This is a genomic window from Aeromicrobium ginsengisoli, from assembly GCF_004134905.2.
GTDB lineage: Bacteria > Actinomycetota > Actinomycetes > Propionibacteriales > Nocardioidaceae > Aeromicrobium > Aeromicrobium ginsengisoli.
The window spans coordinates 884266-909799 of sequence record NZ_SDPQ02000003.1 but is presented as its reverse complement, the minus strand read 5'-3'; the positions used below and the strand labels follow the sequence as shown (position 1 = coordinate 909799).

Genomic DNA, 25534 nt, shown 5'->3' with positions numbered 1-25534 from the left:
ACGGATCAGGGGCGGTGAGGTGGCGTCCACTTCGCCGGCTGGAGTGGACGCTAGGTCACCGCTCCGGCGATCAGGGCCTCGGCTCGGGCTTTCAGGGCGTGCGCGACGGAGTCGAAGCCGGCCCGGACCCATTCGCCGTTGAGCTCCATGACCAGTCCCGCGTGCTCGCCGCTGAGGGTGTCGGTCGTGTAGTAGGAGCAGCGATCGGGGCCGAGCTCATTGATCCACTGGTCGCGGACCGCGAAGATGCCCTCCATCTCGTCGCCGGTGTCGTAGCGCAGGTGGTGCGGCGGGTCGACGATGCGGATGAACTCGCGGTTGACGAACGTGCCGGCCGAGCCGTCAGGGTTGTTGAGCGTCAGGTCGATCCGGTCGTCGAGCTCGAGGCTCGTCTCGACGGCTATCGTGTACGGGTTCCACTCCGAATAGCGCGGGTAGTCGACCAGCACGTCCCAGACGAACGCCGCCGGCGCCTCGATCTCCACCGTCACCGACGTGATCACGTGGCTCATGCCGGCATGTGCTCCCCGCCGTTGACGTCGAGCACCGCGCCGGTGACCTCCGAGGCCAGGTCGGACAGCAGGTAGAGGATCGCGCCGGCGCAGGCCTCGTCGGTCGGGATCCGGCCCAGAGGGTTGCGCGATGCGATGTCGTCGTAGACCTCCTGCTCCGTGATGCCCTTCTCCTCGGCGGTCATCGTCAAGTAGAACCGCACACCGGGGCCGTCGAGCCAGCCCATGATCGTCTGGTTGACGCGGATGCCCTTCTCACCGAGCTCGAGAGCCATGTATTGGGACGCGCACCCCATGGCGGCCTTCGCCATCGCGTACCCGCCCTCACCACGCATCGGGACACGCGTGGACATCGTGCCGACGTTGACGATCGAGCCGCCCTCGGTCATGTGCGGGACGACAGCGCGGCTCATTCCCAGCGATCCGTACAGAATGATGTCCATCGCCCGGCGCAGTGCCTTGTCGGGAGTGTCGAGGAGATCGGTGAAGCCAGGGTGCCCGTACGCGCTGTTGACCAGGCCGGTGACCTTGCCATAGCGCTCGACGGCGGTGGCCACGACGCGTTCGACGTCCTCCTCCTTGCGTACGTCGCACTGCACCGCGACGGCGTCGCCGCCGGCCGCGATGATCTCCTTGACCACCTGCCCGGTGACCCCGTCAGAGCGTGCGGCCAGCACGACCTTGGCACCCTCGGCCGCGGCGCGCGCGGACAGCTTGGCCCCCAGCCCGGCCCCGACGCCCGACACGATGACGACTTCGTCCTTGAGGATCATGACGCCAGCTCCTTCTCATAGAACGCGAAGTCCTGCTCGAGCCCGGCTTCGGTGAGTCCGAAGTCCTCGGCGGTGTACGTGTGAGAGCCGTGCCGCTGCTCCTGGTTGCGCTCCATGTACGCCTCCAGGGCCTCGCGGTCCGCCGGCAGCCCGAGCTCACCCATGACCTTCGTCGCGGTGCCGACCGGGTCGGAGACGGTGTCCTGGAACGTCACGTCGACGAACCGGTCAGGCCGGGCGGCGCGCACGACGGCGTACTCCTGCAGCGCCGTGACGAACCGGTCGCGCCAGTAGGGCCCGACCGCCTTGGGATCGACGTCGTTGCTGTACTGCGACGAGATCGCACCGACCATCGACGCGTACGACGGCACCGCCTTGGTCGGCGAGCGGTGCGTCATGACGATCTTGCAGCCCGGGAACGTGTCGAGCACCGTGTCGACCGCGGTGAGGTGGTGCGGCGACTTGAGGATCCACGGCTTGCCGTCGCGGTCGGGGCTCTGCCACTGCAGGACCTGCAGCCACTCCTTGAGGTCGCGATAGGCCGGCGCCTGGTCGAACTCGCGCAGCCACAGTCCGTACGTCGGGACCCAGTAGAACGAGTCGTAGCTCATCGAGGTGAACGTGCGGTCGAGCAGGATGACGTCTTCCTCGGGACCGTCCCACTCGATCGTGTGGATGTCGCCGAAGTCGGGCGCCATCTCGAGGAACATCTCGTAGCGGTCGCGCGCCTTCTGCTTGCGCAGCTCCGCGTCGGGGCTCTCGCCGGGGAACGGGAGCGGGTACGACGTCTCCCACGACAGCGTCGAGGTGACCTCCGGCGACGACGCGAGGAGGCGATGCAGGAGGGTGGAGCCCGTACGTGGCAGGCCGCAGATCTCGGCGGCGACCACGACCTCCTCGTCGAGGATCGCGGGGTGCTCGGCCTGCAGCTGCTTGAGCCGCAGCCGGTCGGCCAGCGACGCAACGAGGCGGCGACGGGTCAGGTCGAGGCCGAGGTCCGACAGGTTGGCCTCGTCGGCAAGCGCGTTCGTCAGCACCGAGAGCGGCTCGACGAACCAGTCGTCGCCGTAGTCGTGGAGCCCGGTCTTGTCGCGGGCTGCGGCGAGCAACCCGTCGACGTCGAGCGCGCGGGCGGTCTCGGCAGTGGTCATGGTGCCTCCAGGTCGATGACCTTGCACTCCGGCAAGGGGTGGTGGTCGGCGCCGAGCCAGCGCAGCAACGCCGTCCCGCTCGTGTGGCCACAGGTGTCGATCCAGTTGCCCCAGCCCGGATCCTTGTCGGCGACCACGATCGTCAGCCGGCCGTCGTCAAGCGTCGCGGTGTGCTTGTTGATCGTGATCGTGCGCTCGTGGTCGAGCGACTCCATCCACCAGTTGTCGAGCTGGAAGTTCCAGTAGGGGCAGTCCGGCACCTCGGTCTCGATGACCCAGGCCTGCCCGGGCTCGAGCGTCCAGTAGCCGTGCAGGTAGAAGATCTCGGGATCGCCGCCGGCCTTCTGGAACATCTCCTGGCCGAAGTCAGGCATCTCGTTGGGGCGGGTCATGAACATCTCGGTCCAGCTCGCGAACAGCGCCGCGGTGCCGTGCAGCGAGAAGGCCGCCGTGGCGAGCGCCTTGGCCAGGTGAGCCGGGTCGAGCTCCTTGCGCTCGATCGGGTCACCGATCCGTTCGATGCGCCACTGGCCGGGGACCTCGGTCGTACGGTCGAGGTACGTCTGGCGGACCACGAGACCGGTCGAGTCGGGGGCCAGGGGCAGCCAGTTCTTGTCGTGCGGCGTGGCGCTCGCGACGATCTCGACGGTGCCGTCGGGCTCCACCACGAGGTCGCGGTCGGAGATCTCGCCGGTCGACGCCATCGTCCCGTCGATCGCGTAGCGGTTGGCCTTGGACCCGATGCTGAAGTAGGCGATCGAGCCGCGGGTCCCGGTGATCCGGTACGTCCGGTCGCCACGGATGTTGGCCGACAGGTAGACGTTGTCGGGGTTGTCGGCGCCGAGCTTGACCCGGTCGAGCTCGTGCAGCCTCGGGAAGTCGGGGTCGGCGTTCTCGACCGTCGTGTAGAGCATCTCCCGCAACAGACGGGTCAGGTAGCGGTAGCCCTCGGCGCGATCAAGAGGTGTGTCGGGCGCGGTGTCGCGCAAGATGACCTCGCCCGCCTGCTCCAGCGCACGGCAGAAATCGGTCCATGCCTGCCCGGAGGACACCTCTGCGGCCCCGTCGCCGTTCTGCCCCACTGTTGGCACCTCCACGGTGAAATCTAGAACACGTTCTACCAGTTTCGCACACATCGGACAACCGGTCGGTAGAGTTCGGCACCTCATGAGCAACGACCTCTCGACCGACTTCGCCGGCCTCGCCGGCGCCGCGCTCGTGGTCGGGGGCAGCGGTGGGCTGGGCGCCGAGATCGCGCGACTGCTGGCTTCGCGCGGCAGCGATGTCGCCGTGACGTACCGCGGCAATGCCGACGCCGGAAGTGCGGTGGCGTCGGCCGCGGCCGACCTCGGAGCACGGTCGTCGGCGCACGCGCTCGACGTCACGTCAGCCGACGACTCGGCCGCGCTGCTGGCCGAGATCGCCGAGACGTACGGCGGGCTGCACACGCTCATCTACGCGGCCGGCCCGCACGTGCCGATGGTGCACCTGTCGCGGGTGTCGCCGGCCGACTTCGCCGAGCAGCTGCGCCAGGACACCGTCGGCTTCTTCAACCTGGCGCACCCCGCCCTGCCGCTGCTGCGCGAGACCAAGGGCTCGATCGTCGCCGTCACCACCGCCGCGACCGCACGGTTCCCCGTGCGGGACGGGCTCTCGTCAGCCCCCAAGGGCGCCGTCGAGCAGCTCGTCCGCGGGCTCGCCGCAGAGGAAGGCCGCTTCGGCGTGCGGGTCAACGCCGTGGGCCCCGGCATGCTGACCGACGGCATGGCGGCGCGGCTCATCGAGTCGGGCGAGCTCGACGACGAGGCGCTCGACATCACCCGCGGCAACATCCCGCTGCGGCGCTTCGGCGACGCCGCCGACATCGCCGAGGCGGTGTGCTTCCTGGCCTCGAGCCGAGCCGGATTCATCACCGGCCAGAAGCTCGACGTCGACGGCGGCTACACCGTCTGAGCGACCCTTCCCGGGCACGCTCGAACCTCGCGAGGTCTCGATACGCCGCTCGCTGAGCGAGCTTGCCACTCGACCGGCGGATTCCTCTCAGGCTTCTCAAAAACTGGAACACGTTCTAGATTGGCAGCCATGACCGTACCGATTCGCACCGCCGTGTGGGGCACCGGCAACGTCGGGCGCGCGGCGATCCGCGCCGTCGACGCGCACCCCGGGCTCGAGCTGACGGCCGTGATCGTCCACGATCCCGCCAAGGTGGGCCGCGACTCCGGCGAGCTCGCGGACCTCGACCGTACGCTCGGCGTCGCCGCGAGCGACGACATCGAGGGCACACTCGGCGCCATCGACGCCCTCGTCTACGCCGCCTCCGGCGAGATCCGGCCCGACGACGCACTGGCCGACATCAACCGGGCGATCGCCCTCGGCATCGTGGTGGTGACGCCGTCGCTCTATGGCATGTACGACCCCGACTCGGCGCCGCCGGAGCTCCGCGACCCGGTGCACGCCACGATCGCCGCCGGCGGTGGCTCGCTGTTCGTGTCGGGCATCGACCCGGGCTGGGGCAACGACATCCTCCCCGTGCTGATCAGCGGCCTCGCCTCGACGATCGACCAGATCCGGTGCCAGGAGATCTTCGACTACACGACGTACGACCAGCAGGACTCCGTGCGCTATCTCATCGGGATGGGCCAGCCGATGACGGAGGATCCGCCGATGGTGGCGCCGACGATCCCGACCATGGTGTGGGGCGGCCAGGTGCGGCTCATCGCGAAGGCGCTCGGCGTCGAGCTCGACGAGATCACCGAGCACGTCGAGCGTCGCGAGCTCGACGAGACCGTCGAGAACGCCGCAATGGGCACGTTCGAGAAGGGCACCCAGGGCGCGCTGCGCTTCGAGGTGCAGGGCATCGTTGACGGCGAGGCGCGCATCGTCGTCGAGCACGTGACCCGCATCCACCCGTCGTGCGCGCCCGACTGGCCGTCGCCGCCCGACGGAGGCGATGGCGTGCATCGCGTCATCATCGAGGGACGCCCGCGCATCGAGGTCAACATCGAGGCGACCGACGAGGGCGGCAATCGCGCCGCCGGCGGCAACGCCACCGCGGTGGGCCGCATCGTCAACGCGATCCCCTGGCTCGTCGAGGCCGAACCCGGCCTCTACGACGCCCTCCAGGTCCCCCTGACGCCCGGCGTCGGCAAGCTCTCGAGATTGGCCACCGCATGATCATCGACGTGCCCGAGGGCAAGGACCCCATCACCTACGTGTGGGGCGAGATGGTCCCGGAGATCGGCGGCGCCGCGGCGACGCTGGCGCTCAAGGTCTACTCCGACTCGACGCTCGGGCTCCGCGAGTTCGAGGCGGCGCGCCTGCGGATCGCGCAGATCAACGGCTGCCTGTTCTGCCAGGACTGGCGCACCGAGCGTGACGGCGAGAAGGTCGAGGACACGTTCGACGAGGCGGTGCAGAACTGGCGTACGACCGACGCGTTCGACGCACGGACGCGCCTGGCGGCGGAGTATGCCGAGCTCTACGCGGCCGACCACCACAGCATCGACGACGCGTTCTGGCAGCGGATGCTGACCGAGTACGACCAGCGCGAGATCGTCGAGCTCAGCATGTGCCTCGGCTCGTGGCTGTCGTTCGGCCGGCTCAACCGCGTGCTCGGGCTCGACACCGCCTGCGTCCTGCCGACGCACCGCACCTCATGACCGGCGCGTTCGACGGGCGGAGCATCCTCGTCACCGGTGCGTCCTCAGGACTCGGCGCCGCGGCCGTACGACGGTTCGCCGCCGGTGGCGGCCTTGTCCATGCCGCGTCGCGGGACCAGGCGAAGCTCGCCGAGGTCGCAGCGTCCTGCGCGGGCCTGCCCGGCGAGGTCCGGTTCGGCCACCTCGACGTGGCGTCTCGCGACTCGTGCCGAGACGCCGTCGCTGCGGCTGTCGAGGCGTACGGGCGGCTCGACGTGCTGGTCAACAATGCCGGCCGCCACGACTTCCGGCGGACCGCGGACGTCACCGAGGAGGAGTGGGACCACGACATCACCCTCAACCTGAGCGGTGCATTCCACCTCAGTCAGGCCGCGATCCCGCACCTGCTGGAGACCGGCGGCAACATCGTCAACGTCGCGTCGGTCGCCGGCGTCATGGGTGAGGCGTACTCGGCGGCATACACCGCAGCCAAGCACGGCATCGTCGGGCTCACGAAGGCTCTGGCGGTGGAGTACCTCGACTCGCCGCTGCGGGTGAACTGCGTCTGCCCCGGCGGCATGGACACCCCGCAGGCACAGACCATCAGCGTCCCTGACGGCGCGGACTGGGAGCTGATCATGCGCGTCGCGGCGAAGCGCGGGCTGATGAGCGCCGACAGCGTCGCGGCCGTCGTCGTGTTCCTGGCGTCAGACGACGCCGCGTCGGTGCACGGCAGCATCCAGATGGTCGACCACGGCCACCTCGCCGGCTGACCTCACCCGTGGGCGGTGACCTACTCGCCCATCAGGTCGCGGAGCGGTGACCTGCTCGCCCATCAGGCCCGGCGAAAGGCGACCCATCCACCGCCCCGGCGGCCGTCAGGTGCAGAGCGAGCCGCTGGCCGTGCGGGTCGTCGCCTTGATCGCGTCAGGGGTGACCGGCTCGAAACCGGCCGACACCCGGTCGCTCCCGACGATCAGCCAGACGCCGGTCATACCGCTGGGCTGCACGACGATCTGGGCCTTGAAGCCGAACTTCTTGTTGAGCGCCTTGGCGGTCTTGAGCGCCTCGGGCGTGCTGTCGACGAAGATGCGCGTCTTGGCCGAGGTCTTCTGCGCCGTCTCGACACCGGAGACCACGTAGCCCTCCTTGACCAGCGCGACCTGGGCCGAGGAGGCCAGGCCCTGGGTGCCGGCAGCGTTGAGCACCTTGACCGGCGTCTTGGGAGTCGTGGACTGGGCGTCCTCGCTCTCGACCGGGACCTCGTGATCCTTGGCGATCGCGGCGAAGAGCACGTCCGCGTCAGCCGTCTTGACGACCCGGTTGGGGTCGGTCGGCGCCGTGCCGTTGGGCATCGTGATGAACCGGATCTTGGAGTCCGGCACAGCCCGGGCGCGCTTGGCGAGGCCCGTGAGCTTGGAGATCGACGAGATCCCCTTGTCGACCGTGATCGACGAGGTCAGGGCGTTGAGGAACCTGAACAGCCGGTCGGGGCGGGTCAGCACCCCCGCGCTCCGGGCGCGGCTGATGATCGACGACATGACGACCTGCTGGTGGCCCAGCCGGCCGATGTCGCTGCCGTCGCCGACCGCGTGGCGCGTGCGGGCCAGGGCAAGTGCGTTCTTGCCATTGATGTGCTGCTCACCTGCCGGCAGGTTGAGCTTGGCATCGGGGTCGACCATGGGCTTGTCGAGACATACGTTGACGCCGCCGAGGGCGTTGACCATCGAGGCGAAGCCGTCGAAGTCCAGCTGCACGAAGTGGTCGATGTGGACGTTGCTCAGGGCCTCGACCGCGCGCACGGAGCACGCCGGGCCGCCGGCCAGCGCCGAGTTGATCATCAGGTTGGCGCCGCCGGGGAAGGCACCGCTCCCGGTGTTCTTGCAAGCGGGCAGCGTGGTGAGCGTGTCACGCGGGATCTGGACCGCCTCGACTCGCTTGTTGTCCTTGGCGAAGTGCACCAGCATCAGGGCGTCGCTGCGCTGACCGAGCTCGTTGCCGTAGCCCTTGGACTTGAGCTTGCGGGAATCCGAGCCGATGAACAGGATGTTGGTCGCACCCTTGGGGGTGTCGTCCTTGACGACGTGATCCTTCTTGTCCAGCGCCGCCGACGCGATGTTGCCGTTGAGCTTCCAGAACGCCGCGGCGCCGCCGATGCCGATCACCAGCGCGAACACGCCGATGCCGATCACCAGGCGTCGCCAGATCCGCTTCGGGCGGCGTACCGCTCGCCGGGGTGTGGGTGGCGTGGCAGTGCTCGTCACGGACGGATCTCCTGCAGGTCGAGGGCCGATCATGGATCGGCAGAACTACCTAGAATAGGAGGCAGACCTGAGAGAACCGTGTGAAAGCTACGTGACCCTCGGCACCTACGTCAGGGCTGGGCCGTCAGGCGGAACAGCTTGATCTGGCGGTCGGTGCGCTTCTCGTACATCAGGAAGTTGGGCCACGTCTCGACCAACAGCGACCAGGCAGCGGCGCGTTCGTCCCCCTCGAGCGGGCGTACGACCATGGGCGTCTCGCGCCGGCGGAAGAAGACCGTGACCTCGCGCGTCGCCTCGATGTTCTTGACCCAGATGGGTTCTTTGGCGCCGCCGAAGTTCGAGCCGGCGATCAGGATGTCCGGGCCGTCAGGGGCGCACAGCAACGGCGTGCTGCGCGGGATCCCGCTCTTGCGGCCGGGCACGGTCAGCACGAGGTTGGGCAGCCCGGCAAGGTCGAGCAGCGTCAGCCGGCCACGGGTCACCCGCCGGATCAGGTTGTCCACCCACATGATCTGCCGGAGGTAGCGAGGCAACCACGGGATCGAGCCGATCTTGACCGCGAGCGGAGTGAGCAGTCCCATGCCCGAAGACTACGGCGCCACTCCGTACACCGGCTCGGGATCGGCGCCCTCGGCGATGAGCTCGCGCAGCGCGGGCCCAACCTCCGTGGTCTCCCAGCGACGACCGGCATCGCGGCGCGGGCCGTGGGTCCAGCCCTGCTCGAGGCAGATCTGGCCGCCCTCGATCTCGATGACCCGGCCGGTGATGTCACCGGCCTCGACCGAGGCGAGCCAGGCCACGACCGGTGAGTTGTCCTCGGGCTCGGGCATCGCCGAGGTGTCGAACGCCCCTTCGGTCATCCGCGTGCGGGCGACCGGCGCGATGGCGTTGACAGTCACGCCGTACCGGCCCATCTCCGCGGCGGCCACCAAGGTCATGCCGGCGATGCCCGCTTTGGCGGCGGAATACGTCGTCTGGCCGATCGAGCCCTGGAGACCCGCACCCGACGACGTGTTGATGACGCGGGCCGCGCGCGTACGCCCTTCCTTGGACTCGGTCCGCCAGTACGCCCCCGCATGCCGCAGTGGCGCAAAGTGACCTTTGAGGTGCACCCGGATGACCGCGTCCCACTCCTCCTCGGACGTGTTGACGAGCATCCGGTCGCGGACGAAGCCGGCGTTGTTGACGAGGATGTCGAGGCCGCCGAACGTGTCGATCGCCTGCTGCACCATCGCCTCGGCCTGGCCGAAGTCGGCGACGTCCGCGCCGTTGACCACGGCCTCGCCGCCGAGCGTCTTGATCTCGGACACCACGGCCTCAGCGGGCGACTCGGCGTCGGCCTCCCCTGCCAGAGAGACGCCGAAGTCGTTGACCACGACCTTGGCGCCCTGCCGCGCCAGCTCGAGCGCGTGGGCCCGGCCGATGCCGCGGCCGGCTCCGGTGACGATCGCGATGCGACCTTCGAGAATGCTCACTGGTTCTCCTTGGTGACGACGTGCAGGAAGACGGGCGGCTCGCCACCGCCGTGGCAGGCGACGGTCGCGCCCGAGACGTACGACGCGAGGTCCGACGTCAGGAACGCGACGACCCGGCCCACCTCTTCGGGCTCGGCCATGCGGCCCAGCGGGATGGTGGCCTCGACCGCTGCGACCGTCGCATCGTCGCCGTAGTGGTCGGCGGTCAGCTCGGTCCGGCACAGACCGACGTCGATGCTGTTCACGCGTACGCGGGGACCCCACTCGACGGCGAGCGTCTTGGTCAGCGAGTCGACCCCAGCCTTGGCGGCGCCGTACGACGCGGTGCCGGGCGATGGCCGCAGGGCCGAGACCGACGAGATGTTGACGATGGCGCCACCGTCAGGCTGTTGCTGCATGACCGCGTTGGCGGCCTTGGACACCGTCAGCACGGCGGAGAGGTTGAGGCCGAGGATCTTGTCGTCGAGCCGTGAGCTCGAGTCGGCCGCCAGGGCGTACGGCGCACCGCCAGCGTTGTTGACCAGGACGTCGAGACGACCGTGGGTCTCGACGATGCCGGCGACCAGTGCCTGGACGGCGCCCGGATCGCGTACGTCGCAGGTCTGGTGCTCCGTGCCCGCGACCGGATCGTCGACCGGCGACCGCCCGCAGGTGACCACCGTGGCACCGGCCTCGACCAGCACGGCAGCGATGCCGCGGCCGATCCCGCGCGAGCCGCCGGTGACCAGGGCGACGCGTCCGGAGAGGTCCAGGGCCAGAGTCATGCTGACAGGCTACCAAGCAAATGTTAGGTTGGCAGCCATGACCATACGTTCTGAACTCCGCGACGACGGGGTCCGCGTCGTCACGATGGACCAGCCCCCGGTCAACGCGCTCACAGTCCAAGGCTGGTTCGACCTCGCGAGGGTCCTCGACGCGGCCGGTGCCGACCCCGCCACGAAGGTCGTCGTGCTCCGCGCCGACGGCAAGGGGTTCAACGCGGGCGTCGACATCAAGGAGATGCAGAACACCACGGGGTTCGACGCCCTGATCGGCGCCAACAAGGGCTGCTTCGCCGCGTTCAAGGCGGTGTACGAGTGCGCCGTCCCGGTGATTGCGGCGGTGCACGGGTTCTGCCTCGGCGGCGGCGTCGGCCTGGTCGGCAACTCCGACGTCATCGTCGCCAGCGACGATGCGTACTTCGGCGTGCCCGAGGTCAACCAGGGCGCGCTCGGCGCCGCGACGCACCTCGCCCGGCTCGTGCCGCAGCACCTGATGCGCACCCTCTACTTCACCGCCCGCACGATCCCGGCGGCCGATCTGGTGCAGCACGGCTCGGTGTATGCCGTCGTGCCACGCGACGAGCTCGACGCCCTGGCGCTCGGCCTCGCCGCCGAGATCGCCGCCAAGGACACCCGGGTCATCCGCGCCGCCAAGGAGGCGCTCAACGGCATCGACCCGGTCGACGTCAACACCAGCTATCGCTTCGAGCAAGGATTCACGATGGAGCTCAACCTGATGGGCGTGAGCGACGAGCTCCGCGATGACTTCGCCGGCACCGAGAAGGCGAAGGGTCAGCAGTGAGGGCACCGTCGAAGGAGCTGACGATCGACGAGGTCGTCGGCCGCATCGAGCGCGGGATGACCGTCGGGATCGGCGGCTGGGGCTCGCGGCGCAAGCCCATGGCACTGGTCCGGGCGATCCTGCGCAGCGACCTCACCGACCTGCACGTCGTGTCGTACGCCGGCCCCGACGTCGGCCTGCTGCTCGCCGCCGGCAAGGCCAGCCGGGTGACCTACGCGTTCGCGACCCTCGACTCGATTCCGCTCGAGCCGCTGTTCAGCAAGGCCCGCGTCGACGGCACCGCGGAGTTCCGCGAGTGGGACGAGGGCATGTTCCAGACGGGGCTCCGTGCCGCGGCCCAGCGCATCTCGTTCCTGCCGATGCGTGCGGGCCTCGGCTCGGCCGTGCTCGAGAACGACCCCGACCTGCACACCGTGCGCTCGCCGTACGACGACCAGGAGGAGCTCGTCGCGGTGCCGGCGCTCAACCTCGACGTCGCCCTGGTGCACATGAATCGCGCGGACGAGCTCGGCAACGGGCAGTACCTCGGGCCGGACCCCTACTTCGACGACCTGTTCTGCATGGCCGCCCGTGAGGCGTACGTGTCGACCGAGCAGATCATCGACACCGCCGGTCTGACGGTCGACGCGCCCCTGCAGAGCCTGCTGCTCAACCGCACCATGGTGACCGGAGTGGTCGAGACGCCGAACGGCGCACACTTCACCGACTGCACGCCGACGTACGGCCGCGACGAGAAGTTCCAGAAGGCGTACGCCACCGCGGCGAAGACCCCCGAGGACTGGGCCGCGTTCCACGAACGATTCCTGTCCGGCGACGAGGCGGCCTATCAAGCCGCAGTCACGGCGTTCCGCGAGGCGGCTTCCGCATGAACGACGTGACCCGCTCGGAGTACTGCGCCGTCGCCATTGCCGACTGCTTCGCCGACGACGGCGAGATCATGGGCAGCCCCATGGGACTGCTGCCGACGCTCGGCGCCAGACTGGCCAAGAACACGTCCAACCCGGCGCTGATGCTGACCGACGGCGAGGCCCGGATCCTGCGCGGCACCCCGCCGCTCGGCCAGTCCGGCGACGTCATCGAGGGCTGGATGCCGTTCCGGCTGGTGCTCGAGTCCGTAGTCCCGTACGGCAAGCGGCACGTCATGATGGGCGCGACCCAGATCGACCGACACGGCAACCAGAACATCTCGGCGATCGGCCCGTGGGAGCAGCCGACCCGCCAACTGCTGGGCGTACGCGGTGCGCCTGGCAACACCGTCAACAACCGGACGTCCTACTGGGTGCCCAAGCACTCGCCTCGGGTCGTGGTCGAACAGGTCGACATCGCGTCGGGCATCGGCCGTGCGCGGGCCGAGGCCGCGGGGCCTGCCGCGACGAAGTTCCATGACGTGCACCGGCTCGTCACGAACCTCGGGGTGTTCGACTTCGGCGGACCGGGGCACACGATGCGGTTCGTGTCCGTGCACCCCGGCGTGACCGTCGACGAGGTGCGCGCGGCCAGCGGCTGCGAGATCCATGCCGACAATGACGTGCCCGAGACGCGCACGCCGACCGACGGCGAGCTGGTCCTGATCCGCGAGCTGCTGGACCCCACGAAGCTCCGCGAGCGGGAAGTGCCGAGCGAATGATCGAGCAGCTGCTGTCCACCCCGCTGACCGATCTGACCGGCGTACGCCATCCGGTCGTGCAGACCGGCATGGGCTGGGTCGCCGGCCCTAGCCTGGTCAGTGGCACCGCGAACGCCGGAGGCCTCGGCATCCTCGCGTCGGCCACGATGACGCTGCCGGAGCTCGAGCAGGCGATCATCGAGGTCAAGGAGCGCACCGACGAGCCGTTCGGGGTCAACCTGCGCGCTGACGCGGCCGACGCCCCAGCCCGGTGCGAGCTGCTCATCTCATACGGCGTCAAGGTCGCGTCGTTCGCGCTCGCGCCCAAGCCCGAGCTGATCGCCAGGCTCAAGGAGCACGACATCGTCGTGATCCCGAGCGTCGGGCTGCCCAAGCATGCGGTCAAGGTCGCGTCGTGGGGCGCCGACGCGGTGATGATCCAGGGCGGCGAGGGCGGCGGGCACACCGGCTCGGTGCCGACGACGCTGCTGCTGCCGACGGTCCTCGACGCGGTCGACATCCCGGTGATCGCCGCCGGCGGGTTCTTCGACGGTCGCGGGCTCGCGGCTGCGCTCTCGTACGGCGCCGCCGGCGTGGGCATGGGCACCCGGTTCCTGCTGACGGCTGACAGCCGGGTGCCGGATGCGGTGAAGCAGCGCTACCTGATTGCCGGCCTCGACGACACCGTCGTCACCAAGAAGGTCGACGGCATGCCGCACCGCATGCTCCGCACCGAGCTCGTCGAGCAGGTCGAGGGCGGCGCAGGCATGCGCCGCCTCGTCCCGACGGCGCGGCGCACCCTGGAGTTCAAGCGCATGGCCGGGATGACCTGGAAACAGCTCGCCGTCGACGGCCGCGCGATGCGCAAGGAGCAGGGCCGTACGCTCGGTCAGCTCGCCCTCGCCGCCAACACCCCGATGATGCTCAAGGCCGGTCTCGTCGAGGGCGACGCGACCGTCGGCGTCCTCGCCTCGGGTCAGGTCGTCGGCGTCATCGACGACCTGCCCACGTGCGAGGAGCTCATCGACCGGGTCGTCACCGAGGCCGCGACCGCACTGAAGCGCGCCAGCGGCTACGTCGTCTGAGGCACTGCCGTTCGTCGGCGGGCTCTAGCCAGCTGCCGCGATCGCCGTGAGGATCTTGTCGGCCAGGTCGGCGCGACAGATCACAAGGTCCGGCAGGTAAGGGTGTGCGGCGTTGTAGGTCAGCGTCGAGCCGTCGACCCGTGACGCGTGCAGGCCGGCGGCGAGGGCCACGCCGACCGGCGCCGCTGAGTCCCACTCCCACTGGCCTCCGGCGTGCAGGTACGCGTCGGCGTCGCCTCGCAGCACGGCCATCGCCTTGGCCCCGGCCGAGCCCATGGGCTGCAGGTCGGCGTCGAGGTCCTTCGCCACGGCGGCGGCGAAATCCGGCGGCCGGCTGTCGCTGACCAGGAAGATCGGCCGCTCGTGCGGGCCACGCATGACCGTCGACCTGCCGGTCGAGTAGACCGTCGACAGCGCCGGCTGAGCCACGGCTGCCGCGGTGATCGCTGAGCCGGGCGCACCCCGCTCCCAGAGAGCGACGTGGACCGCCCAGTCCGGACGACCCGGCATGCCGTACTCCCGGGTGCCGTCGAGGGGATCGATGATCCAGACCCGGTCGGCGGAGAGCCGCGCCGGTGAGTCGGCCGACTCCTCTGAGAGCACCGCGTCGCCCGGTCGCCGTTCGGCGAGCAGCGCGAGGAGCAGCTCGTTGGCCTTGGCGTCGCCGGCCTTGCCGAGCTCCTTGCCGGTCAGCCCGGAGGCGCGCTGCAGGTCGAGCAGCAGTGCCCCCGCCCGCTCGGCGATCTCAGCCGCAAACGCCGCGTCCCGCTCGATCATGTCTGCTCCACTCGGTCGATCACGATTCCGGCGAGCGTACCGGCGTCACCGTCGCTGGGCCGCAGCAACAGGTCCGGCCGCATCGGCGCCTCGTACGGGGCGTTGATGCCGGTGAAGTCCTTGATCTCGCCGGCGCGCGCCTTGGCGTACAACCCCTTGGTGTCGCGCGCCTCGGCGACCTCGAGCGGGGTGTCCATGAAGATCTCGAGGAACGGCAGGCTGTCGTCCTCGTGGGCCGCGCGGGCCGCATCGCGGTCGGCGCGGTAGGGGCTGACGAGCGACACGATGGCGACGACACCGGCGTCGGCCAGCAGCCGCGCCACCTCGGTCACCCGGCGGACGTTCTCCTTGCGGTCCTCCGGGCTGAACCCGAGATCGGCGTTGAGGCCGTGCCGCAAGTTGTCGCCGTCGAGGATGTACGCGGGCCGGCCCGACGCGACGAGGCGCCGTTCGATCTCGACGGCGACGCTCGACTTGCCCGAGCCGGACAGCCCGGTCAGCCACAGCGTCATGCCCTTGGTCTTGCGGTGCTCGCGCGTCACGGCGCCGCTGTGCCAGACGATGTTGGGCTCGTTCTGGCTCGCACCCAACAGCATGCCGGCGGCGACGGTGTTGTTGGTCGCTTCGTCGATCAGGATGAAGCTGCCGGTGTCGCGGTTGCGGCGATAGGGGTCGAGGTGCAGCGGCTTCTGCGTCCGCAGCCGCACCCGGCCGATCTCGTTGAGCGCCAGCGTCGGGGCGTCCTCGACGCGGTGCAGCGTGTTGATGTCGAGGCGGTACTCGAGCTCCTTGACCGACACCCGGGTGTCGCGAGTCGTGTGGAGCATTGCGTACGTCGTGTCGGTGTCCAGCGTCAGGTCGCCGTCCATCCAGCAGATCATCGCGTCGACGTCCTGCGTGCTGGTCGGCCGGTTGTTGGGCCGGCACAGCATGTCGCCGCGGCTGATGTCGAGGTTGTCGGCGAGCTCGATCGTCACGGCCTGGCCGGTGAACGCCTCGTCGAGCTTCGACCCACCGGGGCCCCATACGTTCGTCACCATCGTCGAGAACCCCGACGGCAGGACGACGACCTCGTCGCCGGGCCGGAACACACCACCGGCGACCGTACCGGCGTAGCCACGGAAGTCGTGGAAGTCGGCCTGCTGCGGCCGGATGACGTACTGCACCGGCATACGCGCGTCGATGAGGTTGCGGTCGGACGCGACGTGCAGGTCCTCGAGGTAGCCCAGTAGGGCCGGCCCTTCGTACCAGGGCATCGCGGTGCTCGGGGTGACGACGTTGTCGCCGGTGAGCGCCGAGACCGGGATGAACGTCAGGTCCGGGACCTCGAGCTTGGACGCGAACGCCTCGAACTCTGCGCGGATCTCGTTGAACCGCTCCTGCGAGTAGTCGACGAGGTCCATCTTGTTGACGCACAGCACGAGGTGCGGGATGCCGAGCAGCGTCGCGAGGAACGCGTGCCGGCGGGACTGCTCCAGCACGCCGTGGCGGGCATCGATCAGGATCAGGGCGACGTCGGCGGTCGAGGCGCCGGTGACCATGTTGCGCGTGTACTGGATGTGGCCAGGGGTGTCGGCGATGATGAACTTGCGCCTGGGCGTCGCGAAGTAGCGGTACGCCACGTCGATCGTGATGCCCTGCTCCCGCTCGGCCCGCAGGCCGTCGGTGAACAGAGCGAGGTCGGGGCCGTCGAAGCCACGAGCGGCGCTCGCCGTCTCGATCGCGCCGAGCTGGTCCTCGAAGATCGCCTTGCCGTCGAACAGCAACCGGCCGATGAGGGTGGACTTGCCGTCGTCGACGCTGCCGGCCGTCGCGATGCGGAGAAGCTGCGACATCAGAAGTAGCCCTCCTTCTTGCGGTCTTCCATGCCGGCCTCGGAGATCGCGTCGTCCGCGCGGGTGGCACCTCGCTCGGTGATGCGGGCGGCGGCGACCTCGGTCACCACGTCCGCTGGGGTCGTCGCGTGCGACTCGACGCAGCCGGTGCACGTGGCGTCGCCGATCGTGCGGAACCGGACCATGACGTCGAACGGCTCCTCGTCGCCCTGGGGCTGGATGAAGCGGTTGACCGCGAGCAGCATGCCGTCGCGCGCGACGACGGTCCGCTCGTGCGCGTAGTAGAGCTCGGGGAGCTCGATCTCCTCGCGGAGGATGTAGTTCCAGATGTCGAGCTCGGTCCAGTTGGACAGCGGGAAGACGCGCATGTTCTCGCCCTTGTGGTGCCGCCCGTTGTAGAGGCTCCAGAGCTCAGGCCGCTGGTTCTTGGGATCCCACTGGCCGAACTCGTCGCGGAAGCTGAAGACGCGCTCCTTGGCGCGGGCCTTCTCCTCGTCGCGCCGAGCACCGCCGAACACGGCGCCGAACTGGTTCTCCTTGATGCCGCGCAGCAGCGAGACGGTCTGCAGCTTGTTGCGCGGACCCAGCGGGCCGCCGATCTCCTTGGCGCGGCCGGCGTCGATGTCGTCCTGGACACTGGCGATGATGAGCCGCAGCCCGAAGCGCTCGACCGTACGGTCACGGAACTCGATGACCTCGTCGAAGTTCTGCCCCGTGTCGATGTGCATCACGGGGAACGGCACGGGCGCGGGCCAGAACGCCTTGGCCGCAAGGTGCAGCATGACGACCGAGTCCTTGCCGCCGGAGAACAGCAGCGCGGGACGCTCGATCGTCGCGGCGACCTCGCGGAAGATGTGGACGGCCTCGGCCTCGAGCTTGTCGAGATCGGTCAGCACGTACGTCTGGGTCATGCCGAGCACTCGCGAGGGATGCCGAAATAGAACATGTTCTAGTTTTGCAGGCGGCGACGAGAACCGCAACCACTTCTCGCTCTCGACGCCTACAGTCGGCTCGCGAAGACGTACGTCGTGAGTGGGGCCGCGAGCGGGATCGGTGCGGCCACGGCGGCGCTGCTGCGTGAGCAGGGCGACCGGGTGATCACGGTCGACCAGCGCGATGCCGACGTCATGGCGGACCTGTCGACGCCTGCTGGTCGGGCCGACGCGGTCGCCGGCGTCCAGCAGCTGGCCGCCATCGTCCACGGCGTGGTGCCGTGCGCCGGGATCGCCGGCTCATCGGGCGTCGCGTCGTCGCTCGTCGTGTCGGTCAACTTCTTCGGCGCGGTCGCGTTGGTCGAGGGTCTCCGGCCGCAGCTTGCCGCCGCCGGCTCCGCAAGCGTCGTGCTGCTGGCCTCGAACTCGATCACCGGTATGCCGGGCTGGCGTGCGTCGGTCGCCGACCACTGCCTCGCCGGCGACGAGGCAGCCGCCCGCGCGGATGCCGACCTGGCCGAGTCCGTCATGGTCTATCCGGCGACCAAGGCTGCGCTGGCGTGGTGGGCTCGCCGGGAGGGCGTCACTGCCAACTGGATCGGTGCTGGCATCCGGCTCAACGCCGTCGCGCCGGGCATGATCGCCAGCCCCATGACGGACCGGCTGCTCGCCGACCCGGAGATCGGCCCGCTCGTCGAGGCGTACCCGACGGCGATCGGTCGCCTCGGGCAGCCTCAGGAGGTGGCGGCTCTAATCGCGTTCCTGCTGTCGGACGCCAGCAGCCTGATGGTGGGCTCCGTCGTGTATGCCGACGGCGGCACCGATGCGATGCTGCACCCGAGAGCCCCGGAGGGCTGGGACGTCTAGCTATCCGCCCTCGAACGCCGTGTGCACGACATGGCCGTCCTCGTCGAGGAACTCCACATGCACCCCGTCGAAGAGGTAGCCCGGCTTGAGGTGCGCCAGCCGATAGGGCAGCTCCGCCCCAAATCCGCCAGTCTCAGGATCAATCCTCAGGTTCTTGACGTAACCAGGGCCAACGACCCGCACGGCCTTCACCGCCGGCTGCACGACCTGGCCGAACACGACCGGCAAGCCCTTGCGCTCATCCTGACCGCAGAAGTCGAGCCTGACGAAGTCGCTCTCCTGTTCATGCAAATCCATGCGCTTCGTGCTGGAGGGGAGCCCCATCTTCCGCGCCTGATCCTCATCGGGCATCCAGGTGCAGCTTGGTGCCGTTGACCCGAAGATGTCGTGCGGATCGATGTCTCCCTTGTCGGGGTCGCCGACGGTCCAGCACGAACCGTCGTGGTCGTTGTATCCCCGCCAGACCTGCCAACGGGTGCCATCGCTGAGGTGGATGTCGGCGATCTTGACCGGCGCCGTGGTGGGACGCAGGCCCGTTTCCTTCTGGAGGCTCCCGATCGAATGGGTCACCTCGTCTGGAGCCAAGGCGGTCTGTGCCACCGCCACGCCCCCACCCAGCACCGCGCCCGCGATCACCCCGGTCACGATGAACCGGCGCCGACGCCGCCTCGGCACCTTCGAGGCCTTGATGCGCTGCAGAGTCGTCTGGGCCCACTGCTGTTTCGGATCTGCCGGGCCCGGCGCCAGCCGCTCGATGATGTTCGTCATCGCCCCTCCTCCGCTCCGATGACCAGGCCTGCCGTCTCGTGGGACTCCTCTGCGACGAGCACGGACTGGCGCGCTCGGCTCAACCGCTTGCGAAAGGTCGCCGGACTGATCCCCAACACCTCGGCGGCTGCATCGGACGTCAGCCCGTCCCACGCCGTGAGGAGCAGCGCTTCCCGCTCCACCTCACTGAGCATTGCCAGCCGGTGCAGGGCCTCCATGCGCGCGCTGCTCTCCTCCGAGGAGTCGGCGGTCACCTCTGAGTAGAGGGCGAGACGCGTGGCCAGTCGCCTCCGGCGCATCGTCGCACGTACGTGATTGCCGATGACCTTGCGAGCCGTACCGACGAGCCACGGGAACTTCTCCGCGGGGAGCTTGTCCCACTTGCGCCAGGCGATCTGGAAGGTCTCGGCGACGACGTCCTGTGCCAGCTCCCACCCCACGTGTCTCTGGGCATAGCGAAGGACCCGGGGCATCTCCTCCTCGAAGCAACGCGAGAACTCCGCATCGCGTCGATCGTCCGGCCCGGTCATACCCCATAGTGTCCGGCCGGTCGCTGATTGTGACGTCCAGCGGCCGATCCGCTCCGGCGACCACCGCAGACGGCGTGCCAGGCAAGGCCCACGTCGTGACGGTCTCGGTGAATCACGGCGACACGGTCAACCAGATCTGCGAGATGCACCTCGTGATCAGCGCTCCTGGTGTCGCGCCACTCGCGGTCGAGTTCTCCGGCCCCGTGAAGCGGAAGGTCTGGCCCGCACCGGGCGCCGTACTGCCGATCCTGGTCGACCCCGACAATCCGGCCGGCTATCGGATCCTGTGGGACCAGGTCACGCCAGCCAAGGAAGCCGCACGCGCCAAGGCGGAAAGCGTCGCCGCCCTACTTCGGGGGGAGCCGGTCGACGCGGCCGACGACGACGTCATCAGTCGACTGGAGCGCCTCGCCGCGCTGCGCGACAGCGGCGCGATCACTGAAGCCGAGTTCTCTGCGCAGAAAGCAAAGGTTCTGGGTTAGCGACCCTCGACGTACGCCTTGAAGCTCTTGCTGCCGGTGTCGAGGGCGCTCTTGAGGACGCGCTTGAGCACGAAGCCGGGCATCGGCACCTTGACACCGATCTCGAGGTCGAGCTTGACGTGGGTGCCACCGTCGGTCGGCGTGAGTGTGTAGGTAGCCACCTGCGTGGACTGCACCGAGCTCTCGGCCAAGGTCCACGTCACGGAGTGCGGCTCGTCCCATGTGTAGTCGGTGACTTCCTCGTCGGTGAACCCGGCTGCCGCGACCTTGGCGCGTACGCGTTTGGGCCGGCCGTCGTCGTGCCGGGACTCGACCGTGGCGGACTTGTGCGCGCTCGAGCGCTGGGGCAGATCCTCGATCGCGGCGACGGCATCGAAGACCTGCGCGGGCGTGGCGGCGACATCGAACTCGGTGGTGCCAGATACGGCCATGACCGGAACAGTATCGACCCTCGGCACGACCGTCGACCACTTCAGAACCCATGTCAGAGGCGGTCGCCCTGATCCGGCGGACGGCAGAGTGGTTTCCGGCTGGCACGGTCGTCGGCACCCGGCTGGGTCTCGTGTTCGAGCGGGGGCGAGCGAATGCGCCGCGTTGAGGGATCAGATCCTTGCTCCACCTCTCCGTCAAACGTACAATTTCCTGTACGTACGCGAGAGGACGCCATGAAGACCCTGAGCTATTCGCAGACCCGAGCCAACCTTGCAGCGACGTTGGACGCTGTCACTGATGATCGCGAAGAAGTCGTCGTGACCCGTGCAGGCCACGAGCCTGTCGTCATCGTGTCCTTGGACGACTACGAATCGCTCAAGGAGACCGCCTTCCTCCTGAAGAACCCGGTGAACGCGCGCCGACTTCTCGCCTCGATCGATCGACTCGAGAGTGGGGCCGGCGTCGAGCGAGAGCTCGCCGAGTGACGTTTGTCTGGGACGAGTCGGCATGGGACGACTACCTCTGGTGGCAGCAGCAGGACCGCAAGCTCGTCAGGAGAATCAACACGCTGTTGAAGGACATCGCCCGCAATGGCAACGAAGGCATCGGCAAGCCTGAGCCGTTGAAGCACGGGTTTCAGGGCTACTGGTCGCGCCGCATCACCGACGAGCATCGCCTCGTCTACAAGGTCGTCGAGGACGAGATTCGCATCGCTGCCTGTCGCTACCACTACGGCAGCTGAACCGGCAGGTTCGGCGTTGACAGTCACTCCTTGCCTGAGCAGGCTGGCGGGGCATCGACCGCAGAGCAGAGGAGTACGCCATGGGGGCAGCCATCACCGACGAGCAGATCCAGGAGCTGGCGGCGACGGCCAAGCCGTTCACACTGACCCTGCTGTGGTGGGGCGCGGACCGGCACCAGGACGGTGCCGCGGCGATCGAGCTGGAGCATCAGCGCCGCATGGTGTCACTGCATGCCGACGGGACGATCGCGGTGCTCTGCCCCGGAGGCGACGACACGCTGGCCGGCGTCGCAGTCATGACGGTGTCGCAGGAGGAAGCGGAACAGATCATGGCCGGTGACCCGTGCGTGCAGGCCGGGATGATCCGCGCCGAGGTGCACCCGGGGGCCGGGTTCCCGGGCGACTCGATTCCTGGCTAGAGGCGCTCGATGATCGTGACGTTGGCCTGGCCGCCGCCCTCACACATGACCTGCAGTCCGTAGCGGCCGTCGGTACGTTCGAGCTCGTTCAGCAGAGTCGTCATCAACCGGGTGCCGGTGGCGCCGATCGGGTGGCCGAGGGCGATGCCGCCGCCGTTGACGTTGACCTTGTCGTGCGGCACGTCGAGCTCCTGCATCCACGCCAGCACGACCGACGCGAACGCCTCGTTGCACTCGAACAGGTCGATGTCGGCGACCGTCATGCCGGCCTTGCCGAGCGCGTGCCGGGTCGCGGCGATCGGGCCGGTGAGCATCCAGATCGGGTCGTCGGCGCGTACGGACAGGTGGTGCACCCGGGCGCGCGGCGTGAGCTGGTGGTCCTTGACCGCCTGCTCCGACGCGATGAGCATCGCGCTCGCGGCATCGCTGATCTGCGAGGCGACGGCGGCAGTGATCCGGCCGCCGGGAGCCAGCGGCTGCAGCGCGGCCATCTTGTCCAGCGACGTCTCGCGCGGGCACTCGTCAGTGGTGAACTCGCCGACCGGCACCACCTGGCTGTCGAACCGACCCTCGGCGATCGCCGCGCGCGCCCGCTCGTGCGAGGCCAAAGCGAACTCCTCCATGGCCTCGCGGCTGAGGTCCCACTTCTCGGCGATCATCTCGGCCGACGTGAACTGGCTGACCTCCTGGTCGCCGTAGCGCTTGAGCCAACCGGGCGACTCCGCGAACGGCGTGGTGAAGCCGTACTGGTCGGCGACCAGCATCGCCGCCGAGATCGGGATCGCGCTCATGTTCTGCAACCCACCGGCGACGACGAGGTCCTGCGTCCCGGACATCACGCCCTGCGCGGCGAAGTGCACGGCCTGCTGCGACGAGCCGCACTGCCGGTCGATCGTCACGCCGGGCACGTGCTCGGGCAGTCCGGCGACGAGCCACGCCGTACGCGCGACGTCTCCGGCCTGGGAGCCGATCGTGTCGCAGCACCCCATGATGACGTCGTCGACCGCACCGGGGTCGACGCCCGTACGGTCCATCAGTGCCGACAGCACGTGACCGCCGAGGTCGGCCGAGTGCACGCTGGCGAGCGATCCGCCGCGCCGGCCGACGGGTGTCCGGACAGCATCGATGATGTACGCACTGGGGCTCATGTCGTGATCCCGTCGAGGAGGATGGTGAGGTACTGGTCGGCGACGTCGTGGTGACTCAGCTTGCCGCCGGGCTGGTACCACCGCACCGCGACCCAGACGGTGTCGCGGATGAAGCGATAGACGAGCTCGACGTCGAGGTCCTTGCGGAGAGCACCCGAGGACACGCCTTCGCGCAGCAGCGTCAGCCACACGTCGCGCGACTGCTGGTTGCGATCGGCGAGGTAGGCGAAGCGGTCGAACGTACCGAGGTAGTCCGCCTCGTTCTGGAAGATCGCCACCTCGTCGCGGTGATGGTCGATCGCCTCGAACGACACCCGCACGGCGGCCTCGAGCTTGGCCCGTGGGTCGTCGGTGCCGGCGAGGATGCCGGCATACGCGCCGAACAGCTCCTCCTGGAACGACGACAGGATCTCGTCGACCATCGACTCCTTGGAGTCGAAGTGGTGATAGAGCGAGCCGCTCAGGATGCCGGCCGCATCGGCGATGTCGCGGACCGTCGTGTTCTTGAAGCCCTTGGTCGCGAAGAGCTCGGCCGCGATCTGCAGCAGCTCCTCCCGGCGAGTCTGCTCGGCCATCTCAGGCTCGCTGACTCGACACGGAGATGACCTCGCCGGTCAGGTACGTCGAGTAGTCCGACGCCAGGAACACCATCACGTTCGCCACTTCCCACGGCTCGGCCGCGCGGCCGAACGCTTCTCGTTGCTTGAGCTCGGCCAGCAGCTCGTCGCTGGTGACCTTGGCGAGGAACGGGTGCATCGCCAGCGACGGAGCCACCGCGTTCACCCGGATACCGTACGGCGCGACGTCGAGCGCAGCACAGCGGGTCAGCGCCATCACTCCGGCCTTCGCAGCGGCGTAGTGCGCCTGCCCCTCCTGCGCGCGCCAGCCGATGACCGACGCATTGTTGACGATGACGCCGCGCTTGCCGGCGGCGCGCATGCGGTTGCCGGCAGCGCGTACGCACCGGAACGTGCCGGTCAGGGTGATGTCGAGGACCCGCGACCACTCGTCGTCCGTCATCTCGAGCACGTCAGCGGTGCCGCCGAGGCCGGCGTTGTTGACCATGACGTCGACCCCGCCGTGCTCGTCGGCGATGTCGAGGAGGGCTTGCACCTGCGCCTCGTCGGTGACGTCGACGGCGAGCGAACGTACGCGGTCCGCACCGAACTCCGCGCCCAGCGACTCGTGCGCTTCGGCCAGCCGCCGCTCGTGCGTGTCACTGATGATCACGACCGCGGCGGACTCCTCGAGCGCGCGCCTCGCCACGGCCGCTCCGATGCCGGCGCCGGCCGCCGCGGTCACCACGACGACCTTGTCGGTGAGCAGGCCGTGCCCCGGTACGTAGTCGGGCGTCGGCTGCTCGGGTCGCATCGTGGTCATCCGCGGGCCTCTTTCGGAAGGCCGAGCACACGCTCGGCGAGGATGTTGCGTTGGATCTCGTCGCTGCCGCCGTAGAGCGTGTCCGCGCGGGAGAACAGGAAGAGTCGCTGCCAGCGGTCGAGGTCGTACGCCTCACCGTCGGCGGTCAGCGAGCTCGCGCCACAGACCTCCATGGCGAGCTCGCCGAGCCGCCGGTGCCAGCCGGCCCAGACGAGCTTGGCGACGTTGTCGGCGCCGGGCGTCGCCTCGGTGAGCGACCTGACGGCGTTGACGCGCATGACCTCGAACTCCGCGCTCTGCTCCGCGAGCCGATCACGGAGCACCGGGTCGTCGAGGGCGCCGTTGGCGCGGGCCAGGTCGATGAGGTCGTTGAGCTCGCTCTCGAAGCCGACGTGCTGCCCCAGCACGGACACCCCGCGCTCGAAGCCCAGCAGCGCCATCGCGACCCGCCACCCGTCGCCGGGCTCCCCGACGATCATCGAGGCCGGCGTGCGGGCTCCGGTGAAGAACACCTCGTTGAACTCCGAGTCGCCGGTGATCTGCTCGATCGGCCGGATCTCGACACCGTCCTGGTCGAGCGGGACGAGCAGGAACGACAGGCCGCTGTGGCGTGACGAGCCGGGCTCGGTCCGCGCGATGACGAAGATCCAGTCCGCCTCGTGGGCCCACGAGGTCCACACCTTCTGGCCGTCAATGACCCACTCGTCCGCGGCCACGTCGAGCACGGCGCGGGTCTTGACGGCGGCCAGGTCGGAGCCGGCGCCGGGCTCGGAGTAGCCCTGGCACCACAGCTCGTCGACCGTCCGGATCACCGGCAGGAATCGCGCCTTCTGCTCGTCGGTGCCGAACTCGATCAGGGTCGGGCCGAGCAGCTGCTCGCCGAGGTGGTTGACCGTCTCGGGTGCGCCCGCACGGGCGTACTCCTCGTGGAAGATGGCCTGCTTGGTGAGGCTGAGCGCGCGGCCGCCGTGCTCCTTCGGCCAGCCGAGGCAGGTCCAGCCGTGATCGGCGAGGAGACGGTTCCACGCGCGCCGTTCCTCGTACGCCTCAGAGCCGCCGGCACCCTTGAGGGCTGCCCATTCACCGACGAGATGCTCGGCCAACCAGGCACGCACCTGCTCGCGGAAGGCATCGTCGTCGGAGTTCATATGAGGT

At 69.1% G+C, this 25534-nt stretch carries 31 protein-coding genes; 13 read left to right on the top strand and 18 right to left on the bottom strand.

The window, feature by feature from the left end; all coding sequences use genetic code 11:
- Positions 1–50: 50 nt before the first annotated feature.
- From ESP70_RS17675 to ESP70_RS17660, 4 genes are read right to left on the bottom strand one after another with little or no spacing between them, the layout of a single operon-like run.
- Entirely contained in the window at positions 51–512 is a 462-nt protein-coding gene (locus ESP70_RS17675) for an SRPBCC domain-containing protein (protein WP_149690604.1), read from the bottom strand.
- Entirely contained in the window at positions 509–1285 is a 777-nt protein-coding gene (locus ESP70_RS17670; RefSeq protein WP_149690603.1) for an SDR family oxidoreductase, read from the bottom strand. The genes ESP70_RS17675 and ESP70_RS17670 overlap by 4 nt, the downstream gene beginning before the upstream one ends.
- On the bottom strand, positions 1282–2436 hold the full coding sequence (locus tag ESP70_RS17665) for a sulfotransferase family protein (RefSeq protein WP_149690602.1): 1155 nt from the start codon (positions 2434–2436) through the stop codon (positions 1282–1284). The genes ESP70_RS17670 and ESP70_RS17665 overlap by 4 nt, the downstream gene beginning before the upstream one ends.
- A complete protein-coding gene (locus ESP70_RS17660; protein WP_246162078.1) occupies positions 2433–3533 on the bottom strand; it encodes a DUF1214 domain-containing protein in 1101 nt (366 codons plus the stop codon). The genes ESP70_RS17665 and ESP70_RS17660 overlap by 4 nt, the downstream gene beginning before the upstream one ends.
- A 70-nt stretch (positions 3534–3603) precedes the next feature.
- Between ESP70_RS17660 and ESP70_RS17655 the strand changes: the two genes are divergently transcribed.
- From ESP70_RS17655 to ESP70_RS17640, 4 genes are all read left to right on the top strand, one after another.
- Positions 3604–4389: an SDR family NAD(P)-dependent oxidoreductase gene (locus ESP70_RS17655; RefSeq protein ID WP_188110682.1), complete on the top strand. Its 786-nt coding sequence runs from the start codon at positions 3604–3606 to the stop codon at positions 4387–4389.
- Between the two features lie 129 nt (positions 4390–4518).
- Positions 4519–5610 (top strand): NAD(P)H-dependent amine dehydrogenase family protein, encoded by a 1092-nt coding sequence (locus ESP70_RS17650; RefSeq protein WP_149690600.1) that lies wholly within the window; start codon positions 4519–4521, stop codon positions 5608–5610.
- Entirely contained in the window at positions 5607–6095 is a 489-nt protein-coding gene (locus ESP70_RS17645) for a carboxymuconolactone decarboxylase family protein (protein ID WP_149690599.1), read from the top strand. The genes ESP70_RS17650 and ESP70_RS17645 overlap by 4 nt, the downstream gene beginning before the upstream one ends.
- Positions 6092–6847: an SDR family NAD(P)-dependent oxidoreductase gene (locus tag ESP70_RS17640; protein ID WP_149690598.1), complete on the top strand. Its 756-nt coding sequence runs from the start codon at positions 6092–6094 to the stop codon at positions 6845–6847. The genes ESP70_RS17645 and ESP70_RS17640 overlap by 4 nt, the downstream gene beginning before the upstream one ends.
- Before the next feature lie 105 nt (positions 6848–6952).
- On the opposite strand, the gene ESP70_RS17635 is transcribed toward ESP70_RS17640, so the two are convergent.
- The 4 genes from ESP70_RS17635 to ESP70_RS17620 form a co-directional block, all read right to left on the bottom strand.
- Positions 6953–8338, bottom strand: a complete 1386-nt coding sequence (locus tag ESP70_RS17635; protein WP_188110681.1) for an LCP family protein — start codon at positions 8336–8338, stop codon at positions 6953–6955.
- A gap of 110 nt (positions 8339–8448) precedes the next feature.
- Complete coding sequence (locus ESP70_RS17630; protein ID WP_149690596.1) at positions 8449–8919, bottom strand: nitroreductase family deazaflavin-dependent oxidoreductase; 471 nt, start codon at positions 8917–8919, stop codon at positions 8449–8451.
- A 9-nt stretch (positions 8920–8928) separates the two neighbouring features.
- The gene (locus ESP70_RS17625) at positions 8929–9813 is read right to left on the bottom strand and encodes an SDR family oxidoreductase (RefSeq protein ID WP_149690595.1); all 885 of its coding nucleotides are present in this window, start codon (positions 9811–9813) and stop codon (positions 8929–8931) included.
- Complete coding sequence (locus tag ESP70_RS17620; protein ID WP_149690594.1) at positions 9810–10577, bottom strand: SDR family oxidoreductase; 768 nt, start codon at positions 10575–10577, stop codon at positions 9810–9812. The genes ESP70_RS17625 and ESP70_RS17620 overlap by 4 nt, the downstream gene beginning before the upstream one ends.
- Before the next feature lie 37 nt (positions 10578–10614).
- On the opposite strand from ESP70_RS17620, the gene ESP70_RS17615 reads away from it, so the two are divergent.
- From ESP70_RS17615 to ESP70_RS17600, 4 genes are read left to right on the top strand one after another with little or no spacing between them, the layout of a single operon-like run.
- A complete protein-coding gene (locus tag ESP70_RS17615) occupies positions 10615–11376 on the top strand; it encodes an enoyl-CoA hydratase family protein (RefSeq protein ID WP_149690593.1) in 762 nt (253 codons plus the stop codon).
- The gene (locus ESP70_RS17610; protein WP_149690592.1) at positions 11373–12245 is read left to right on the top strand and encodes a CoA transferase subunit A; all 873 of its coding nucleotides are present in this window, start codon (positions 11373–11375) and stop codon (positions 12243–12245) included. The genes ESP70_RS17615 and ESP70_RS17610 overlap by 4 nt, the downstream gene beginning before the upstream one ends.
- Positions 12242–13003 carry a CoA-transferase subunit beta gene (locus tag ESP70_RS17605; protein ID WP_149690591.1) on the top strand — a complete coding sequence of 254 codons (762 nt, stop codon included), beginning with the start codon at positions 12242–12244 and terminating at the stop codon, positions 13001–13003. Before ESP70_RS17610 ends, ESP70_RS17605 begins: the two co-directional genes overlap by 4 nt.
- The gene (locus tag ESP70_RS17600) at positions 13000–14067 is read left to right on the top strand and encodes an NAD(P)H-dependent flavin oxidoreductase (RefSeq protein ID WP_149690590.1); all 1068 of its coding nucleotides are present in this window, start codon (positions 13000–13002) and stop codon (positions 14065–14067) included. The genes ESP70_RS17605 and ESP70_RS17600 overlap by 4 nt, the downstream gene beginning before the upstream one ends.
- A 24-nt stretch (positions 14068–14091) precedes the next feature.
- On the opposite strand, the gene ESP70_RS17595 is transcribed toward ESP70_RS17600, so the two are convergent.
- The 3 genes from ESP70_RS17595 to cysD are packed head-to-tail and all read right to left on the bottom strand — an operon-like array spanning position 14092 to position 17590.
- A complete protein-coding gene (locus tag ESP70_RS17595) occupies positions 14092–14844 on the bottom strand; it encodes a 3'(2'),5'-bisphosphate nucleotidase CysQ (RefSeq protein ID WP_149690589.1) in 753 nt (250 codons plus the stop codon).
- Positions 14841–16679 carry an adenylyl-sulfate kinase gene (gene cysC, locus ESP70_RS17590; RefSeq protein ID WP_149690588.1) on the bottom strand — a complete coding sequence of 613 codons (1839 nt, stop codon included), beginning with the start codon at positions 16677–16679 and terminating at the stop codon, positions 14841–14843. The genes ESP70_RS17595 and cysC overlap by 4 nt, the downstream gene beginning before the upstream one ends.
- Complete coding sequence (gene cysD / locus ESP70_RS17585) at positions 16679–17590, bottom strand: sulfate adenylyltransferase subunit CysD (protein ID WP_149690587.1); 912 nt, start codon at positions 17588–17590, stop codon at positions 16679–16681. The genes cysC and cysD overlap by 1 nt, the downstream gene beginning before the upstream one ends.
- Positions 17591–17707: 117 nt before the next feature.
- On the opposite strand from cysD, the gene ESP70_RS17580 reads away from it, so the two are divergent.
- Complete coding sequence (locus tag ESP70_RS17580) at positions 17708–18478, top strand: SDR family oxidoreductase (RefSeq protein WP_149690586.1); 771 nt, start codon at positions 17708–17710, stop codon at positions 18476–18478.
- Here the strand turns inward: ESP70_RS17580 and ESP70_RS17575 are convergent, their stop codons facing one another.
- A complete protein-coding gene (locus tag ESP70_RS17575) occupies positions 18479–19246 on the bottom strand; it encodes a hypothetical protein (protein ID WP_149690585.1) in 768 nt (255 codons plus the stop codon).
- Positions 19243–19776 carry an RNA polymerase sigma factor gene (locus tag ESP70_RS17570; protein ID WP_149690584.1) on the bottom strand — a complete coding sequence of 178 codons (534 nt, stop codon included), beginning with the start codon at positions 19774–19776 and terminating at the stop codon, positions 19243–19245. Before ESP70_RS17570 ends, ESP70_RS17575 begins: the two co-directional genes overlap by 4 nt.
- Before the next feature lie 95 nt (positions 19777–19871).
- On the opposite strand from ESP70_RS17570, the gene ESP70_RS17565 reads away from it, so the two are divergent.
- Entirely contained in the window at positions 19872–20258 is a 387-nt protein-coding gene (locus tag ESP70_RS17565) for an SHOCT domain-containing protein (protein WP_223148766.1), read from the top strand.
- Here the strand turns inward: ESP70_RS17565 and ESP70_RS17560 are convergent.
- Positions 20255–20689, bottom strand: coding sequence for an SRPBCC family protein (locus ESP70_RS17560; protein ID WP_149690583.1), 435 nt, complete (start codon positions 20687–20689; stop codon positions 20255–20257). The genes ESP70_RS17565 and ESP70_RS17560 overlap by 4 nt on opposite strands.
- A gap of 153 nt (positions 20690–20842) precedes the next feature.
- Here ESP70_RS17560 and ESP70_RS17555 point away from each other — a divergent pair, with 153 nt between their 5' ends.
- The 3 genes from ESP70_RS17555 to ESP70_RS17545 all read left to right on the top strand — a co-directional run bounded on the left by ESP70_RS17555 (position 20843) and on the right by ESP70_RS17545 (position 21851).
- Positions 20843–21175 carry a type II toxin-antitoxin system Phd/YefM family antitoxin gene (locus ESP70_RS17555; RefSeq protein ID WP_342780194.1) on the top strand — a complete coding sequence of 111 codons (333 nt, stop codon included), beginning with the start codon at positions 20843–20845 and terminating at the stop codon, positions 21173–21175.
- Positions 21172–21432, top strand: a complete 261-nt coding sequence (locus ESP70_RS17550) for a Txe/YoeB family addiction module toxin (RefSeq protein ID WP_149690581.1) — start codon at positions 21172–21174, stop codon at positions 21430–21432. Before ESP70_RS17555 ends, ESP70_RS17550 begins: the two co-directional genes overlap by 4 nt.
- Positions 21433–21512: 80 nt before the next feature.
- A complete protein-coding gene (locus tag ESP70_RS17545) occupies positions 21513–21851 on the top strand; it encodes a YciI family protein (protein WP_149690580.1) in 339 nt (112 codons plus the stop codon).
- On the opposite strand, the gene ESP70_RS17540 is transcribed toward ESP70_RS17545, so the two are convergent.
- Genes ESP70_RS17540 through ESP70_RS17525 form a run of 4 tightly spaced genes read right to left on the bottom strand, consistent with a single transcriptional unit; the run spans position 21848 to position 25527 of the window.
- Complete coding sequence (locus ESP70_RS17540; RefSeq protein WP_149690579.1) at positions 21848–22999, bottom strand: acetyl-CoA C-acetyltransferase; 1152 nt, start codon at positions 22997–22999, stop codon at positions 21848–21850. The two genes, ESP70_RS17545 and ESP70_RS17540, sit on opposite strands and share 4 nt — an antisense overlap.
- Positions 22996–23574 carry a TetR/AcrR family transcriptional regulator gene (locus ESP70_RS17535; protein ID WP_149690578.1) on the bottom strand — a complete coding sequence of 193 codons (579 nt, stop codon included), beginning with the start codon at positions 23572–23574 and terminating at the stop codon, positions 22996–22998. The genes ESP70_RS17540 and ESP70_RS17535 overlap by 4 nt, the downstream gene beginning before the upstream one ends.
- Before the next feature lies 1 nt (position 23575).
- A complete protein-coding gene (locus ESP70_RS17530) occupies positions 23576–24379 on the bottom strand; it encodes an SDR family oxidoreductase (RefSeq protein WP_149690577.1) in 804 nt (267 codons plus the stop codon).
- On the bottom strand, positions 24376–25527 hold the full coding sequence (locus ESP70_RS17525; protein WP_149690576.1) for an acyl-CoA dehydrogenase family protein: 1152 nt from the start codon (positions 25525–25527) through the stop codon (positions 24376–24378). The genes ESP70_RS17530 and ESP70_RS17525 overlap by 4 nt, the downstream gene beginning before the upstream one ends.
- Positions 25528–25534: the final 7 nt, after the last annotated feature.

Excerpts from the sequence above, each read along its gene's own strand:
- ESP70_RS17675 (WP_149690604.1), bottom strand. The coding sequence starts at position 512 with ATGAGCCACGTGATCACGTCGGTGACGGTGGAGATCGAGGCGCCGGCG.
- ESP70_RS17670 (WP_149690603.1), bottom strand. The coding sequence starts at position 1,285 with ATGATCCTCAAGGACGAAGTCGTCATCGTGTCGGGCGTCGGGGCCGGG.
- ESP70_RS17665 (WP_149690602.1), bottom strand. The coding sequence starts at position 2,436 with ATGACCACTGCCGAGACCGCCCGCGCGCTCGACGTCGACGGGTTGCTC.
- ESP70_RS17655 (WP_188110682.1), top strand. The coding sequence starts at position 3,604 with ATGAGCAACGACCTCTCGACCGACTTCGCCGGCCTCGCCGGCGCCGCG.
- ESP70_RS17650 (WP_149690600.1), top strand. The coding sequence starts at position 4,519 with ATGACCGTACCGATTCGCACCGCCGTGTGGGGCACCGGCAACGTCGGG.
- ESP70_RS17645 (WP_149690599.1), top strand. The coding sequence starts at position 5,607 with ATGATCATCGACGTGCCCGAGGGCAAGGACCCCATCACCTACGTGTGG.
- ESP70_RS17640 (WP_149690598.1), top strand. The coding sequence starts at position 6,092 with ATGACCGGCGCGTTCGACGGGCGGAGCATCCTCGTCACCGGTGCGTCC.
- ESP70_RS17630 (WP_149690596.1), bottom strand. The coding sequence starts at position 8,919 with ATGGGACTGCTCACTCCGCTCGCGGTCAAGATCGGCTCGATCCCGTGG.
- ESP70_RS17620 (WP_149690594.1), bottom strand. The coding sequence starts at position 10,577 with ATGACTCTGGCCCTGGACCTCTCCGGACGCGTCGCCCTGGTCACCGGC.
- ESP70_RS17615 (WP_149690593.1), top strand. The coding sequence starts at position 10,615 with ATGACCATACGTTCTGAACTCCGCGACGACGGGGTCCGCGTCGTCACG.
- ESP70_RS17605 (WP_149690591.1), top strand. The coding sequence starts at position 12,242 with ATGAACGACGTGACCCGCTCGGAGTACTGCGCCGTCGCCATTGCCGAC.
- ESP70_RS17600 (WP_149690590.1), top strand. The coding sequence starts at position 13,000 with ATGATCGAGCAGCTGCTGTCCACCCCGCTGACCGATCTGACCGGCGTA.
- ESP70_RS17595 (WP_149690589.1), bottom strand. The coding sequence starts at position 14,844 with ATGATCGAGCGGGACGCGGCGTTTGCGGCTGAGATCGCCGAGCGGGCG.
- cysC (WP_149690588.1), bottom strand. The coding sequence starts at position 16,679 with ATGTCGCAGCTTCTCCGCATCGCGACGGCCGGCAGCGTCGACGACGGC.
- cysD (WP_149690587.1), bottom strand. The coding sequence starts at position 17,590 with ATGACCCAGACGTACGTGCTGACCGATCTCGACAAGCTCGAGGCCGAG.
- ESP70_RS17575 (WP_149690585.1), bottom strand. The coding sequence starts at position 19,246 with ATGACGAACATCATCGAGCGGCTGGCGCCGGGCCCGGCAGATCCGAAA.
- ESP70_RS17570 (WP_149690584.1), bottom strand. The coding sequence starts at position 19,776 with ATGACCGGGCCGGACGATCGACGCGATGCGGAGTTCTCGCGTTGCTTC.
- ESP70_RS17560 (WP_149690583.1), bottom strand. The coding sequence starts at position 20,689 with ATGGCCGTATCTGGCACCACCGAGTTCGATGTCGCCGCCACGCCCGCG.
- ESP70_RS17555 (WP_342780194.1), top strand. The coding sequence starts at position 20,843 with ATGCGCCGCGTTGAGGGATCAGATCCTTGCTCCACCTCTCCGTCAAAC.
- ESP70_RS17545 (WP_149690580.1), top strand. The coding sequence starts at position 21,513 with ATGGGGGCAGCCATCACCGACGAGCAGATCCAGGAGCTGGCGGCGACG.
- ESP70_RS17540 (WP_149690579.1), bottom strand. The coding sequence starts at position 22,999 with ATGAGCCCCAGTGCGTACATCATCGATGCTGTCCGGACACCCGTCGGC.
- ESP70_RS17535 (WP_149690578.1), bottom strand. The coding sequence starts at position 23,574 with ATGGCCGAGCAGACTCGCCGGGAGGAGCTGCTGCAGATCGCGGCCGAG.
- ESP70_RS17530 (WP_149690577.1), bottom strand. The coding sequence starts at position 24,379 with ATGACCACGATGCGACCCGAGCAGCCGACGCCCGACTACGTACCGGGG.
- ESP70_RS17525 (WP_149690576.1), bottom strand. The coding sequence starts at position 25,527 with ATGAACTCCGACGACGATGCCTTCCGCGAGCAGGTGCGTGCCTGGTTG.